This window comes from Zobellella aerophila, assembly GCF_039539325.1.
In the GTDB taxonomy this organism is placed as follows: domain Bacteria; phylum Pseudomonadota; class Gammaproteobacteria; order Enterobacterales; family Aeromonadaceae; genus Oceanimonas; species Oceanimonas aerophila.
The window spans coordinates 97804-113532 of the sequence record NZ_BAABCX010000005.1 but is presented as its reverse complement, the minus strand read 5'-3'; the positions used below and the strand labels follow the sequence as shown (position 1 = coordinate 113532).

The window sequence follows — 15729 nt, the reverse complement described above, 5'->3', positions numbered from 1 at the left end:
GTGAACTTGGGGCATATTGCCCCGATTTTATTCTGGCCGGGTGGCGACAGGGGCGATATGGACATCAAATGGCTGGAGGATTATCTGGCGTTATGCGAGCTGCGCAACTTCTCTCGTGCCGCCGAGGCCCGCCATATCACCCAGCCGGCTTTTGGGCGCCATATCCGGGCCCTGGAAGCCGCGGTGGGCCAGCAGCTGGTGGACCGGAGCACCAATCCGGTCGGCCTGACCCCGGCCGGACGCCAGTTTCGTACCCTGGCGCGCAACCTCACCGAGCAGATGACCGCCGGGCTCGAACAGCTGAAGCAGGCCCCCAGGATCAGCTTCAAGCCGGTACGGGTCGCGGCGCCCCACTCCCTGACCACACCCACCCTGCTGGACTTGCTCGAGCTGGTGGAGGAGTCGGCCTGTGCCATCGACATATTGCGGGTGGATTTTGCGGTCGAGGCATTGACCGAAGGCGAGTGCGATCTGTTGCTGGCGTTTGACATCCTGTCGTTGATGCAGCCGCCGTTTCTCAACCTCTGTCTGGGCCAGGGGGATTTCCTGCTGGTCAGCGGGGTCGATGCCCGGGGCGGGCCCCGGTTCCATGCCGAGGATGCGTGGCTGCCTTATCTGCGTTACAGCCCCGATTCTTTCAGCGCCCGCTTGATCGAGCGGCAGATGCCCACTTCCATGATGGGCCACTTCCAGCCGGTATTCGAAACTTCCATGTGCCAGCTGCACAAAGACATGGCGCTGCGCGGCAAGGGCGTGGCCTGGTTGCCCGACTGCCTGATCGGGGCCGAGCTGGCCGAGGGCAGCCTGGTCGCGCTGGGCCCCGAGCGCTGGCGCATTCCCTATCAAATCCGTCTGTATCGTCATCAGGCGCCGTTGAGCCAGGCCGCCGAGCTGCTCTGGCAAACCCTGAACCGGCGGCTGGCAACCCAATGGCGGCTGCTGCAACCCTGGTATCGGCCGGGTAACGGTGCCGAACCGGCATAGCCATACCGTTATTGGCATTTCACTCGTGCCGGGCGGCCGGCGATACTGCGCCATTATCAAGGTTTTTAAGCGAGGCCAGCAGTGCAATCCCGCCTGTCCTTTACCGAATTTCTGCACCGTTTTCCCAAGGTGGATATCCATTACCACCTGCTGGGCGGTGTGCGCCTGACCACCATGCTGGCGCTGGCCCGCCAATACGGTGTGTCCCTGCCCGAGGCCGAGGCCCGCAGCTATTACCGGGCCTATCAGGCTGAAACCGGCGAGCGCCGGGGCGGCATCGCGGCCCTCAACTTTCTCTATACCCTGCTGCGCCGTCCGGAAGACTATTACCGGGTGGCCCGGGAGGTGGCCGAAGACGCCCATGCCACCGGTATTCGCTATATCGAAACCTTCTGGAACCCGAGCGATGTCTGCCTGTCCTATCAGGACGTCAATCAGGCGCTGATCCGGGCCTGTGACGACGCCGAGCGGGAACTGGGCCTGGTGATGCGGCTGATCCCTTCCATCAACCGGGAAAAAGCGCCGGAGGAAGCGGTGGCCATGGTTGACGCCATGCTCGAGCATCCCCATCCCTATGTGTTGGGCATCGGCATCGACTACAAGGAACAGCAGGCGCCGGTGGAGGGCTTCTGGAAAGCCTACCGCCTGGCCCGGCGGCACGGCTACCGGCTCACCGCCCACTGCTCCGAATTCGGCCTGCACTGGCGCAATGTGGAGACCGGCCTGGATCTGATCGGCGTGGATCGCATCGACCACGGCTATACGGTGATCGACAATCCCGAACTGGCCGCACGCTGCGCCCGGCAGGGCGTACCCTTTACCGTTGTCCCTTCCAATACCTACTACCTGAGTCAGTGGCCGGAGCGGGAAACCTGGCGGCGGCGGCATCCGATCCGCAAGATGGCCGAGTTGGGGCTGACTATAGTGCCCTGCACCGATGACTGGCATATGCACAACACCAACGGCGCCGAGCTGTACCGGGTGATGGTGGAGGAATTCGGCTTCGATCTGGACGGCATCCGCCAGTGCATGTTGAACGGCATCGAGGCCAGCTGGGCGCCGGAGACGCTGAAGGCGCGGTGGCGCAGCGCCTGGCCCGCCGAGTTTGACCAATTGCGCGCGGCCCTGGCGGTCGAGCCGGTTATCCCGCCGGAGCGGCATGTCCGCTATCGGTTACCTTGTGCTATAGCCTGAGTCTGAAACAGGAAGTTCCCCATGTTGAATCGGTTTTTCAAATTGCCGCAAAACGGCACCAATGTCCGGACGGAGGTGATCGCCGGGCTGACCACCTTCGCTACCATGGCCTATATAGTGGCGGTCATTCCCGGCATGCTGAGCAAGGGCGGTCTGCCGTTCTCGGCGGCGCTCACCGTCACCCTGGTGATGACGGTGCTCACCTCGCTGGCCATGGGCCTCTATACCAACAGGCCCTTCGTGCTGGGCCCCGGCCTCGGCAGTGCCGCCATCTTCGCCTATACCCTGCTGGGGGACGGTGTGCCCTTAAGCATTGCCTCGGGCATCGTCTTTATCAGCGGCGTGCTGTTTATGCTGGTGTCCTTCCTCGGCATCCGCGACTTTATCGTGCGCATCATTCCCCAGAGCGTAAAGGTCTCCGTGGGGGTGGGCATAGGCCTGTTTATCGCCCTGCTCGGCTTCAAACAGGCGGGCATAGTGGTGGCCGATGCCAAGAAGAACGTGCTGGTGTTCGGCGATCTCAACGCCATGGGCCCGGTACTGGCCATGGTCGGGCTGTTCCTGATCCTGCTGTTCACCGCCCGCCGGGTGAAAGGCGGCATCATACTGGCCATACTGCTGGTCACCGCCATCGGCATCCCGCTGGGCGTGACCAAGTTGCCCGATACCCTGTTTGCCCTGCCGGGCGCCATGGACGGCATGGTGTTCGAGTTGGACATGCTGGGCGCCCTGGATGCCAAATACCTGCCGTTCCTGCTGGCGTTCTTCATTCCGGACTTCTTCTCTACCCTGGGCACCCTGCTGGGGGTCGGTGGCCGGGCCGGTTACCTGGATGACGAGGGCAACCTGCCGGGTATCGAAAAGAACTTCTATGTGGACTCCAGCGCCACCACCTTCGGCGCCCTGTTTTCCTGCCCGGTGCTGACCACCTACCTGGAAAGCTCCGCGGGGGTGGAGGCGGGTGGCCGCACCGGCCTGACCGCCGTGGTGGCGGCCCTGTGCTTCGCGCTGATGCTGTTCCTGTCGCCGCTGGCCTCGATGATCCCGACGGTGGCCACGGCGCCGGCCCTGATCTATATCGGCATGTCGATGATGGCGTCGATGAAGAAGGTGAATTACGAGGATATCACCGAGTATCTGCCGGCCTTCTTCTGCGTGGCCATGACCATCTTCAGCTTCAACTCGGGCAACGGCATCGCCGCCGCCATGGTGGTGTATGCCTTCCTCAAGCTGGCCACCGGCCGCTGGCGCGAGGATCACTGGTCCGTCTATGCTATCGCCCTGGCCATGGTTTACTACTTCCATGTGGTGGCCAGCGCGCACTGAGTTCCTGGCGGGCGGTCGGGCGGTCAAGCTGTCCCCGCGCGTTTGGCTGTGATGCCGGTGACGGGGTCACTCCCGAGCCAGCAGTACCGCCAGCAGCAGCACATTGCCGAGCAACAACAGCAGCGACAGCATCCGCCAGAAGGCCAGTGGATGGCGTTCGACCAGGGGTAGTTGCTCCTCGCGCAAGAAGGCCGGATTGGGCTTTTTGAGGTCGGCCTCCAGCTCCGACAGCGCCTCGTAGCGCTGCGTCGGATCGAGGGCCACGGCCTTGCCGATGGCTTTGTCGACCCAGTGCGGCAGTTGCGGCTGATAGGTGCGCAACGAGCCATAGCGCAGGCGGTTGAGCTGGCCCCGGCCGGTGGTGGCGGCCAGCCGCTCGCCGTAGGGCAACTGGCCGCTGAGCAGCTGGTAAAGGATGCAGCCGAGGGCAAACTGATCCGAGTGGGTGCCGACCCGGGTGCCGAGCAGGTACTCGGGAGCGGTATATTGCTTGGTGCCGAGCAGGGTCTTGCGCTCGAGCGGGGTGGCGATATCGGCGATACCGGCGATGCGGACGGAGCCGAAGTCGATGATCTTGAGCAGGCCGTCGTCGCTGACCAGGATGTTGCCGGGCTTGAGATCCTGGTGCAGCATGTCCAGCCGGTGAAAGGCGCGCAGTCCCGAGATCAGCTGGGGCAGCAGCCGGCGTACCTCGCCCAGGGGCAGGGGGCCCTCGTCGTCCAGTTTCTGCTCCAGGGTGCGTCCCTCCAGGTATTCCAGCACATAGTAGAGAAAATGCCGGGGCCGCTGCTGCTCGATCACCCGCACCACATGAGGGCTGTTGATGCGCCGGCCGACCCACTCCTCCAGCTGGAACCGCTCCAGGTAAGCGGGATCGTCCTCGAAATTGACCGAAGGGGTCTTGAGCACCACCTTGTCGCCGCTGTCGGTGTCCACCGCCAGATAAAGCTGGCTGGTGGAGCTGGCGTGCAGCTCGCGCACGATGCGGTAGCCGTCGAGGAGCATGCCCTGCTCCAGCTCCGGCGGAAACGGCAGGGCGGTGAGCCGGGCCACCACTTCGTCCACCTCCGGCCGGGGCAAGCGGTCGACCCTCAGGATCTGGCAGCTGAGGTTGTCGTCGCTGCCGAGGGCCAGGGCCGTTGCACACAACTGCCGGGCGCAGGCGTCGGGATCCGGGTACTGGCGCAGCAGCCGCCTGATCTCGCCGTCGGGCACAAATTCATAGACACCGTCGGTCAGCATCACGAAGCAGTCGCCGGGCTCCGCCGGTAGCGATTTGTAGTCGATCTCCAGGCCGTAGTCGATGCCGAGCGCCCGGCCCAGGTATTCCCGCTGCTTGCCGAGGCGGACGCGGTGATCCTGAGTCAGGGGTTCTAGTTCGTCGTTGCGCCACAGGTAGATGCGGCTGTCGCCGACGTGGAACAGATGGGCGGTGGTGGACTTGAGCACCAGGGCGGAAAAGGTGGTGGCGGCGGAGCGGGATTCGCTCAGGAACTGGCTGCCCTGGCTGCACAGCCAGAGGTTGATGGCGGTCAGCACCTTGGCCCCGGACTGTTTGACCGACCAGCTGTCCGGGGTGCTGAAATAATCCGCGATAAAGCCGCGCACTGCCGACTGGCTGGCCAGGGCCGCTTGGTCGCTGCTGCTGATGCCGTCGGCCAGCACGCAGGCCAGGCCCTTGGCGTCGAGCAGCAGGGGGTTGTCCGGGGCAAAAAAACCCAGGGCATCCTGGTTTTCGGGTTTGCGCCCGGCTAGCGAGTGCTGGCCGCAGCGGACGTTAGGGCTGGTGGTCAAAGGTTGTCCTTGGCTGTGTTGCTGGGCTGAGTCCTGAATAGCAGATCCTGATAGTGCTACATCGTCTGGGCCCCGCACACAGACACGCGGTGAACCCATCCCTGGGGGCTCCGCCGCGCCGTCCCTGGCGCGGAGGGTCTGCTTAGCGGAACCCAGCCGCTGCCGGTAGTGATCTGCTATTCGGAACAGTTATTTAGTGTACATCTATCATCTGCACCGTGCCGTCGGGCAGCACTTCCGCCATCTGGCCGCTCGGCTCGTCCATCAGTTGCACCGCTACCATGGTGAGCGCGGCCGTGGTGCAGATCATCCAGAAGAACACCTGGGGTGAGACGAAGGACAGTACCGTCAGGAACACCACCCCGCCCACGTTGCCGTAGGCACCGGTCATGCCGGCGATCTGGCCGGTGAGGCGGCGCTGGATCAGCGGCACCACCGCGAACACCGCGCCCTGGCCGGCCTGCACGAAGAAGGAGCAGGCCATGGTGGCCAGCACCGCCAGCACCAGCGGCCAGCTGCTGTCCATCATTCCCATCAGGAAAAAGCCCATGGCGGCGCCGGCCAGGCTCAGGGTCAGGGTCTTCTTACGGCCCAGCTTATCGCTGAAATGGCCGCCGCAGGGGCGGGACACCAGGTTCATAAAGGCGAAGGCCGAGGCCAGCAGGCCGGCCTGCACCGCACTGATGCCGAAGGTGTCGCTGAAGAACAGCGGCAGCATGGACACCACCGCCAGTTCGGCGCCGAAGGTGGCCAAGTAGGCCAGGTTGAGCACCGCCACCTGCTTGAACTTGTAGCGGTGGATGGTCGGCACCGGCTTATGGAAGACCTCCTTGTTGACCTTGACGATATGGAACAGCTGCCAGCTAAAGAGGGTGGCCAGGCCGACATAAATCCCGTAGCTGGCGGTGGCGGACAGCAGGCTCACGCCTTGGGGTGACAGCTTCCAGGCCAGCAGGGCCAGGGCGGCGTACAGGGGAATGCTCATCAGGATATAGAGCACGAAGTCGCCCTTACTGGTCACTTCCATGGCGCCGGACTTTTTCGGCTTGAAATAGGTGGAGCCCTTGGGGGTGTCGGACACGCTGAAGTAGTAGATAAAGGAGTAGAGCAGGGCGATGGCGCCGGTCAGCCCCAGGGCGTAGCGCCAGCCGTGCTCACCGCCGACCAGCAGGGCGATGGCCGGCAGCAGCATGGCGGCGGCGGCGGAGCCGAAGTTGCCCCAGCCGCCGTAAATGCCTTCGGCCAGCCCCACCTGCTTGGCGGGAAACCACTCGGAAATCATGCGGATGCCAATCACGAAACCGGCGCCCACAAAGCCCAGCATAAAGCGCGCCAGCGCCATCTGCTCGAAGCTGGTGGCCAGGGCGAAGAAGAAACAGATCAGGCTCGACATGCCCAGCAGCAGCGAGTACATCACCTTGGGGCCGAATTTATCCACCAGCATGCCGACCACAATCCGGGCCGGAATGGTCAGGGCCACGTTGAGGATCAGCAGGGTGGACACCTGCTGGCTGGTGAGCCCCATGGACTCCCGGATAAATATCAGCAGGGGGGCATGATTGAACCAGACCATGAAGCTGATGAAAAATGCCAGCCAGGTCAGATGCAGGATGCGGCTGTTACCGCTGAAGGATAAAAGATTGATTTTTGAAGCAGACATATAGGTATTCTCGCTGAGCCCGTTACAACATCGTTGCAGGGTAACAAGCCGGAATCATGCCAAGCTGACAAGTCATTGTTTTTATTAGGTAGAATCGACGGGGGCAAGGGGGCTTGGCCCCAAATTAAAGCGTGCTGGCGGATATATGCACAATGCCGGTGCAGGGGAGCTGGCGGCGGTGTGCACCATCCCCGGTGAGGTGGTCTGCTTAGCGATGCCCGGTCGCCGTCTCGAGTGACCCGCTATTCGGAACAGCTATTCAGCCGTCTTTCTGCAGATCCCGCCATACCAGCCAGAGCCGGGTATCCAGCTCCAGCTGGTGGTAGTCGGGCTCCATATGACAGCATAACTGGTAGAACGCCTTGTTGTGCTCCTTCTCCCTGAAGTGGGCCAGCTCATGGGCCACTATCATCTTCAGGAACTCTTCCGGTGCTTCCTTGAACAGGGCGGCGATGGTGATGCTGTTGTGGGCCTTGAGCTTGGCGCCCTGTACCCGGGACTGATAGGTATGCATGCCGAGCGCCTGCTTGAGCACGTTGATCTTGCTGTCGAAGTGGACCCGGCTCAAGGGCGGGGTCTTGCGCAGATACTGGTTTTTCAGCGCCATCACATAGTCGTACAGGGCCTTATCGTTCTGCACCCGGTGACGGTTGGGATATTTGCGCTGCAGGTAGTCGCCCAGGCGGCCGCTTTGCGCCAGCTCGCCGGCCTGGGCCTGAATGTGCTCCGGGTAACCGGCCAGGTATTTCAAGGTATTCACGGCGGGTCTCCCCTGGATGAGCGGAGACCCATTATAAGGCGCAGTGGAGGTTTTGTCCGCTGCTGGATCAGCGGGAGGGAAAACCGTACAGCCGGGCCGGATTGTCGACCAGGATGCGGTGACGGGTTGCCTCGTCGGGTGCCCAGTCGGCCAGCATGTCGAGCACGGGACCGTCCCCGGGCATGGCCCTGTTGAAATGGGGGTGAGGCCAGTCTGAGCCCCAGAGTATCTGTGCCGGATCCGCCGCTATCAGCGCCCGGGCAAAAGGCACCACATCCAGATAGGGCGGCAGGGGCTGATGGGTGATGCGGTAGCTGCCCGACAGCTTGACCCAGGCTTTTTGCTCCCTGACCAGGGTCAAGAGCCCCTGAAATCCGGGCTGATGCAGGCCCTTGGCGGTGTCCATATGCCCCATATGATCGATGACCACCGGGGTGGGCAGGCGGCGGATACGGGGTACCATTTCCTCGAACTCGGACACATCGATCAGAAATTGTAGGTGCCAGTTGCGCTCGGCCAGGCGGCGGGACAGGTTCTCGACATCCCGCCAGGCGATGCCCCCCTTGAACAGCAGGTTCATGCGTACCCCGCAGACGCCGGCTTCGGTCAGTTCGTCCAGCTCCCGTTCGGAAACGGCGGCATCCACCACCGCCACCCCCTTGTACTGGAGCCCCTGTCGGCGCAGGTAATGCAGGCAGTCCACCATCAGCCGGTTGTCGGTACCGTAGACGCTGGGCTGGACCAGCACCCCCCGGCTGATCCCGAGCGTCCTGTGCAGATGCAGGTAGGCGCCGGGGGCGGCATCGGGTGGGGTATAGGTACGGTTGGGGGTATAGGGGTAACGCTCCATGGGGCCGAACACATGGGCATGGGTGTCGCAACTGCCTTCCGGTAGCCTGAAGTGGGCGGCTTGGGGAAAGGGATCGGCGGCGGCACAAAGCGGAATATCGATAGGCTGAGTCATATGGAGTACCGGTGACCATAGAAGATAATCAGGGGAAGGGCCGGTGCGGCTCCTCCCCCGTTGTTACGGCATGGGCGGTTGCCCCCGTCGTGTTACGCCAGGTTTTTCATCCACTCGGCGATATGGCCGGAGAAGGAGACGAACTTGGGGTTGTCGTCCAGCATCCACTCGGTATGGCCACCGCCTTCGAGCAGGAAGAGTTGCTTCGGACCCGGGTAGGCGGCATAGAGGGACTTGGGCTCGGTCACCGGGTGCAGATCGTTTTCGGCGCCGTGGGCGATCAGCAGAGGTACGTTGGCGAAGCGCTCGTCCAGGTGGGCTTCGGGTTTGAAGTTGATCAGCGAATCGGCGAAATCGAAGCTGGAGGTCACGCCGTAGCCCGGTGCCTTGACCAGTTCGGAGAAGACGTACTCGCGGCTGACCGGATCCAGCGGATAGATGTCGAAGGGATCTATGCCTTTCGGTTCGCCGCCTTGGGCCAGGCGCTGGCGCTCTTCGGCCATGAACTGCTTGAAGGCCTTCCAGCCGTGCTCACCGCGCAGGGCCTTCTGCACTCGTACCGCGTCGAAGAAGCCGTTCATCGCCACCAGGGCGTCCACCTGGCCTTCGACCAGGCGATAGGCATCGAGGATCAGGCCGCCCGCCATGCCCCAGCCGGCCAGCACGATTTTACGGCCTTCTTCTTCGGCCCGGTGACGGACCACGGCCACGGCGGCGGCGATATCCCTGACCTGTTCTTCCAGCAGCACCTTCTCACGGGTACCTTCGGACTCGCCGAAACCGCGGTAATCGAAACCGAAGACGGTAAAGCCCTTGGGCGTGAAGGCGCGGGCATAGCGCTCGGGGTGAATGTTTTTCTGGCCGGTAAATCCGGAACATACGATCACTATGGGCAGGGCCGGGTTGTTGTTGTGTTCGTCGACAAAGAAGGCGCCGTCCAGTACCAGGCCATCGCTGTGAAATTTAACTTTTTGCTCGATCATCGTCTGTATCCCAAGTAAGAGTGGTAGGGTCGAGAGCTATGATGCGGTAACGTCATGGTTAATTAACTGTTAATATCCGACAATGTTGCCAACAAAAGCGACATCATGAGCGGTGGCCCCAGGGCCGTTTCGAGGAGTGAAGGTGATGGAAGTCCAAGGTGTGGAGCAGATAGGTTTTTTCCTGGTACCGGATTTTTCCATGCTGTCTTTTGCCGCGGCGGTGGAGCCGCTGCGCATGGCCAACCGCATCAAGGGCCGGCCCCTGTATCGATGGCACCTGTACGGCAGGGATGATCAACCGGTGCTGGCCAGCAATGGCATGCCCTTTACGCCGACCCGCAGCTTTACCGACACCGAGGGCATTACCACCATGATAGTGGTGGCGGGGATCGGTGCCGATCTGGTGAAGGACGAAGGGCTGAATCGCTGGCTGAGGCAGCTTTCCCGCAAGCAGGTCACCGTCGGTTCAGCCTCGACCGGCAGCCTGCTGCTGGCCCGGGCCGGGATCCTGAAGAACCACTCCTGCACCATCCATTGGGAGAACAAGGAAAGCCTGCAGGAAGAGTTTCCCGAGCTCAGGGTCACCGGCGAACTGTACGAGGTGGATGACAAGGTTATTTCCTGCTCCGGCGGCCTGGCCGGGCTGGATATGATGCTGCATCTGCTCGCCCTCAAGCATGGTGAACGGCTGGCCAATGATGTGGCGGAGCAGTGCATCCATCCCAATATCAGGCCGGCCCATGAAAGCCAGCGCATGGCGATACAGGCGCGCCTGAATATTAATCACCCGCGCCTGGTGCGGGCCATCGAGGTGATGCGCAACCATCTGGAAGAGGTGCTGAGCTGTCATGAGGTGGCCGAGCGGATCGGTTTGTCCAGTCGCCAGCTGGAGCGGCTGTTCAAGCAGCAGCTGGGTACCACGCCCGCCAGTTTTTACCAGGATCTGCGGCTGGAAAAGGCGCATCACCTGCTGCTGCAGTCCAGCCTGTCCACCCTGCAGGTGGCTATGGCCTGCGGCTTTGCCTCCACCTCCTACTTCTCCCGCTGCTACCAGCAAAAGTATGGCCTGACCCCCAAGAACGCGCGACAGGCCCGGCGGGTCAAGCCGGTGGCCGACCCCCGGAGCCCGCAAGCGGAGCAAGGCTAAAAAGGGCTTGTATCGACCGATGGTTTCTTATACTTTTCCGTCATGTTGTAGGACAACCTACAAGTGTGAGTGCTTGGCACGCTGAGAGAACGAGATGAACCTGACCAATCTGTCCAAGCCGCGCCAGCTGTCGGCCGAGGTGGCCGACCAGCTGGAACGGGAAATCCGTGACGGCAACATCGGGGTGGGGGACAAGCTGCCCACCGAGCAGCAACTGACCCAGGCCTTCGGCGTCAGCCGCAATGTGGTGCGCGAGGCCATCGCCCGGCTGAAGTCCGAAGGATTCGTCGAAACCCGCCAGGGGGTGGGGGCCTTCGTGGTCGCCGCTGGCCGCCAGCAGGGCTTTAAGATTAATGCGGAGGAGCTGGTCAACCTGACCAAGCTGCGCAAACTGCTGGAGCTGAGGCTGGAGCTGGAGGTGGCGGCGGCGGGCATGGCGGCCAGGCGGCGTTCCCGGGCGCAGCTGGCGCAGCTGGCCGAGGCGGTCGCCGAACTGGAGCGGGCGGCGGTCGGTCACCACAGCCAGCTGCAGGGGGAGCTGTCCTTTAGCCGGGCCCTGGCCGATGCCAGTGGCAACGAGTATTTTGACAACTTCATCATGTTTCTCGCCGGACATGTGTTTGAAGCCATCGGCCGGGTCAAGGCGGGCCAGGCCAGGTTTGCCCGGGACGCCCTGATCATAGTGGCGGAGCGGCGGGAGATCCTGGACGCCATTGCCTCGGGCGATCCCGATTTGGCGAAGCGGGCGACCTGGCGGCATATCCTCAACACCGCCGAGCGGCTGGGCCTGAGGGGTCTGCAAGGCTGGGAGCGTACCCGCATGAGTGCCCTGGGCGAAACCTATGCCCCCCTTTGCCTGCCTCCCGACAAGCGGCCCAGGGCGGTGAATTTCACGGTGCCGGAGGGCGCCTGCGACTGTCATATGCATGTGTTCGGGCCCGGTCGCCGTTATCCCCTGACGGCCCACCGATCCTATACCCCGGCGCCGGCCTCCCTGGTCGATTACCGCAAGACCATGGCGGCCCTCGGGGTTTCCCGTGCCGTGGTGGTGCAGCCCAGCGTCTACGGCACGGATAACCGCATGGTACTGGAGGTCTTGAGCAAGGGCGGAGGAGACGTCAGGGGGGTGGTGGTGATCGATCCCGATACGCCCGACGCCGAGTTGCAGGCCATGCATGAGCTGGGTGTGCGGGGGGTACGGATCAACCTGTTGTTCAAGAGCGGTGTGGAAGTGTCCGATGTGCGCAAGCTGGCCGCCAGGATCGCCCCCCTGGGCTGGCACCTGCAGATGCTGATCGATGTCTCCGAGTTTTCCGATCTTTACCAGTCCCTGGGCAGTCTGCCGGTCGAGCTGGTGATCGATCATATGGGGCATATGCCGACCCATTTCGGGGTTTCCGCCCCCGGGTTTCAGGAGCTGTTGGCCCTGGCCCGGGACGGCAAGGCCTGGATCAAACTGTCCGGCGCCGAGCGCATCAGCGCCGAGGGCTACCCCTATGCGGACGTGGCCCCCTTCGCCCGGGCCATAGTGGCGGCGGCGCCGGAGCGGGTCCTGTGGGCCTCGGACTGGCCCCATACCGGCCTGGAGCGGGATATGCCCAACGATGGCGATCTGCTCAACCTGCTGCATGACTGGGTGCCCGAGCCGGCCCTGCTGCGCCGGATACTGGTGGACAACCCCCAGCGGCTCTACGATTTCCCCCCCTTGACCCCGAGCGTTTACACAAAGGAATGAAGACGACCATGATACCCGCCCTTACCCCCAGCTCCGTCACCCAGGAATGCTATCTCGCCTTCCTGAACGCCCTGGAAGCCGACGGCTTCGCAGGGGAGATCAATACCGATTACGGCAACCGCCTGGCCCAGGCCACGGACAACTCCATCTATCAGCTGCTGCCCCAGGCGGTGCTCTACCCGCGCCACAAGGAAGATCTGTGCCTGCTCACCCGGCTGGCGGGTCGGGACGAGTTCCGCCAAATCGTGCTCAGCCCCCGGGGCGGCGGCACCGGCACCAACGGCCAGTCCCTGAGTGACGGTATAGTGGTCGATCTGTCCAGGCACATGAACCGCATCCTCGAGATCAACCCGCAGCAGGGCTGGGCCCGGGTGGAGGCCGGGGTGGTCAAGGATCAGCTCAACAAGGCGCTGGCGGCCCATGGGCTGTTCTTCGCCCCCGAGCTGTCTACCAGCAACAGGGCGACCATAGGCGGCATGATCAACACCGATGCCAGCGGCCAGGGTTCGGTGCGCTACGGCAAGACCCGGGATCATGTGCTGGAACTCAGCACAGTGCTGCTGGACGGCAGCCTCTGGCATTCGGCCCCGCTGGATGACGAGACCCTGGCGCGGCACCAGCGACGGGACGATCTGGCCGGGCGCATCCACCGTGAGGTGGATGCCTTGCAGCGGCAACACCAGGCGCTTATCGAAGCTCGCTTCCCCCGGCTCAACCGCTGCCTCACCGGCTACGATCTCGCCCATATCCGCGATGACAGCGGTCGCTTCGACCTCAATTCCCTGCTGTGCGGCTCTGAGGGCAGCCTCGGCTTTATCGTCGAGGCCAAGCTCAATGTGCTGCCCCTGCCCAAGCATTCGGCCCTGGTCAATATCAAGTACGCCAGCTTCGACGATGCGCTGCGGGATGCCCAGGCGCTGATGGCCTGGCAGCCCAGCTCCATCGAAACGGTCGACTCCAGGGTACTGCAACTGGCCATGGCCGACATCGTCTGGGATTCGGTGCGCGACTATTTTCCCCGGCGAGACGGGGAGCCGGAGATCCGCGGCATCAACCTGGTGGAATACACCGGAGACAGCCTGGCCGAGGTTGAGCGGAAGGTGGCGGCCCTGACCCGGCATCTGCAACAGCAGGCCGGCACCGAAGGCAAGGGATTCGGCCATACCCTGGCCTGCGGCGAGGCCGAAATCAATAAAATCTGGGGGATGCGCAAGCGGGCAGTGGGGCTGCTCGGCAACGCCAAGGGAGAGAAGAGGCCGATTCCCTTCGTCGAGGACACCGCAGTGCCGCCCGAGCACCTGGCCGACTTTATCCGGGAGTTTCGCCAGGTACTGGACAGCCACGGCCTGGAATATGGCATGTTCGGCCATGTGGATGCGGGGGTGCTGCATGTGCGCCCGGCCATCGACATGAAAGACCCGCAACAAGAGCCCCTGATCCGGGCCGTGACCGACCAGGTGGTGGAGCTGACCCGCAAGTACCGGGGGCTGTTGTGGGGGGAGCATGGCAAGGGCGTGCGTTCCGAATATGCGCCGGCCTTCTTCGGTCCCCTGTACCCGGTGCTGCAGCAAATCAAGGCGCTGTTCGATCCCTATAACCAGTTGAATCCGGGCAAGATCGCCACCCCGGCAGGCAGGGATGCCGAACTGCTCAAGATTGACGGGGTGCCCACCCGGGGTCAGTTCGATCGCCAGGTGCCGATCGCGGTGCGCGGCGAATACCAGGGCGCCATGAGCTGTAACGGCAATGGCGCCTGCTACAATTTCGACCCCGACGACGCGATGTGTCCTTCCTGGAAGGCGACCCGGCAGCGGTTGCATTCCCCCAAGGGGCGGGCCACCCTGACCCGGGAATGGCTCAGGCTGCTCGCCGCCCAGGGCGTGGATCCGCTGGCCGAGGGCAAGGGACGCCCGGGCTTCGTAGCCGGCCTCCTGCCGAGGCTGCGCAACAGCCTCGGCAAGAGGCGGGGCGAGGCCGACTTTTCCCATGAGGTTCACGACGCCATGGCCGGCTGCCTGGCCTGCAAGTCCTGCGTGTCCCAGTGCCCGATCAAGGTGGATATCCCCGATCTGCGCGCCCGCTTCATGGCGCTTTATTTCGGCCGTTACCTGAGGCCCTTGAGCCATTATCTGGTGGGCTCCCTGGAATATATAGTGCCCTGGCTGGCCAGGTGGCCGGCGTCCTATAACTGGCTGGTGGGCCAGCCGGCACTCAAGGGGCTGTGGCACAAGATAGGCCTGGTGGACAGCCCCCGGCTCAGCCGCGAACGGCTGGACAAGGCCCTGCCGGAGCTGGGCATCGACTGGGCCACCCCCCAGCGGCTGGCCGCCTTGAGCCCGGCCGAGCGGGAGCATACCCTGGTGCTGGTGCAGGATGCCTTTACCTCGTACTTCGAGACCCGGCTGGTGCTGGATCTGCTGGCGCTGCTGCAGCGTCTGGGTTTCAAACCCTTGCTGGCTCCCTTCCGGCCCAACGGCAAGCCCCTGCATGTGCATGGTTTCCTGGCCGCCTTTGAGCAGACCGCGGGCAAGACCAACGCCATGCTGCGGGCCATTGCCGATGCCGGCGTGCCGCTGGTGGGGATAGATCCCTCCATGACCCTGAGTTACCGCCACGAGTACCCCAAGACCCTGGGAGAAGGCAAGGTACCGGAGGTGCTGTTGCTGCAGGAATGGCTGGCGGGGCGGCTCGAACACCTCAAGGGGCTGGATATTCGCCTGGCACCCGAAGAGTTCCTGTTGCTGCCGCACTGCACCGAGAAAACTGCCGCCGCCGCGGCCATCCGTGACTGGCAGGCCATCTTTGCGGCCTTCGGCCTGACCCTCAGCCCCCAGAGCCTGGGCTGCTGCGGCATGGCCGGCACCTATGGCCATGAGCGGGCGAACCAGGAGACCTCCCGGCAGATCTACGAATTGAGCTGGTCCCGGGTAGTCCAGGAACCGGCCCACAGGGGGAAGCTGGTGGCCACCGGCTATTCCTGCCGCAGCCAGGTCAAGCGCTACGAGGGGGAGGCCATCCCCCACCCGCTGCAGCTGTTGCTGGCCAGGTTGGAAGCGGCCTGAGCCCATGACTGGTAAAACCAAGCGGCCCTGAAATGGGCTGCTTTTTTTTTGTGTGTGGTTGCCAGGAACAGGTGGTGTGGTCGTTTTTTTTGGTTAATTTGTCGGATTCTTACGCTTTAA

The 15729-nt window shown here is 63.3% G+C and carries 11 protein-coding genes; 6 read left to right on the top strand and 5 right to left on the bottom strand.

All coding sequences use genetic code 11. The features are described from left to right. Positions 1-57 precede the first annotated feature (57 nt). The 3 genes from ABD806_RS15360 (at position 58) to ABD806_RS15350 (ending at position 3504) form a co-directional block, all read left to right on the top strand. Positions 58-984 carry a LysR family transcriptional regulator gene (locus ABD806_RS15360; RefSeq protein ID WP_344959612.1) on the top strand — a complete coding sequence of 309 codons (927 nt, stop codon included), beginning with the start codon at positions 58-60 and terminating at the stop codon, positions 982-984. 81 nt (positions 985-1065) lie between these two features. Further along, positions 1066-2178, top strand: coding sequence for an adenosine deaminase family protein (locus ABD806_RS15355; protein WP_344959610.1), 1113 nt, complete (start codon positions 1066-1068; stop codon positions 2176-2178). 21 nt (positions 2179-2199) lie between these two features. Continuing rightward, a complete protein-coding gene (locus tag ABD806_RS15350) occupies positions 2200-3504 on the top strand; it encodes an NCS2 family permease (protein WP_344959608.1) in 1305 nt (434 codons plus the stop codon). 66 nt (positions 3505-3570) lie between these two features. On the opposite strand, the gene ABD806_RS15345 is transcribed toward ABD806_RS15350, so the two are convergent. From ABD806_RS15345 to ABD806_RS15325, 5 genes are all read right to left on the bottom strand, one after another. Then, on the bottom strand, positions 3571-5298 hold the full coding sequence (locus tag ABD806_RS15345) for a bifunctional protein-serine/threonine kinase/phosphatase (protein WP_344959606.1): 1728 nt from the start codon (positions 5296-5298) through the stop codon (positions 3571-3573). 193 nt (positions 5299-5491) lie between these two features. Further along, a complete protein-coding gene (locus ABD806_RS15340; RefSeq protein ID WP_344959603.1) occupies positions 5492-6958 on the bottom strand; it encodes a NarK family nitrate/nitrite MFS transporter in 1467 nt (488 codons plus the stop codon). A 259-nt stretch (positions 6959-7217) separates the two neighbouring features. Then, on the bottom strand, positions 7218-7718 hold the full coding sequence (locus ABD806_RS15335) for a M48 metallopeptidase family protein (RefSeq protein WP_344959601.1): 501 nt from the start codon (positions 7716-7718) through the stop codon (positions 7218-7220). Positions 7719-7785: 67 nt separating this feature from the next. Beyond that, the gene (locus ABD806_RS15330) at positions 7786-8682 is read right to left on the bottom strand and encodes an amidohydrolase family protein (protein ID WP_344959599.1); all 897 of its coding nucleotides are present in this window, start codon (positions 8680-8682) and stop codon (positions 7786-7788) included. A gap of 92 nt (positions 8683-8774) precedes the next feature. Continuing rightward, a complete protein-coding gene (locus tag ABD806_RS15325; RefSeq protein WP_344959597.1) occupies positions 8775-9665 on the bottom strand; it encodes an alpha/beta hydrolase in 891 nt (296 codons plus the stop codon). 145 nt (positions 9666-9810) lie between these two features. Between ABD806_RS15325 and ABD806_RS15320 the strand changes: the two genes are divergently transcribed. The 3 genes from ABD806_RS15320 (at position 9811) to ydiJ (ending at position 15609) form a co-directional block, all read left to right on the top strand. Further along, complete coding sequence (locus tag ABD806_RS15320; protein ID WP_344959595.1) at positions 9811-10812, top strand: GlxA family transcriptional regulator; 1002 nt, start codon at positions 9811-9813, stop codon at positions 10810-10812. A gap of 94 nt (positions 10813-10906) precedes the next feature. After that, positions 10907-12547, top strand: a complete 1641-nt coding sequence (locus ABD806_RS15315) for an amidohydrolase family protein (protein WP_344959593.1) — start codon at positions 10907-10909, stop codon at positions 12545-12547. An 8-nt stretch (positions 12548-12555) separates the two neighbouring features. Beyond that, complete coding sequence (gene ydiJ / locus ABD806_RS15310; RefSeq protein ID WP_344959591.1) at positions 12556-15609, top strand: D-2-hydroxyglutarate dehydrogenase YdiJ; 3054 nt, start codon at positions 12556-12558, stop codon at positions 15607-15609. Positions 15610-15729: the final 120 nt, after the last annotated feature.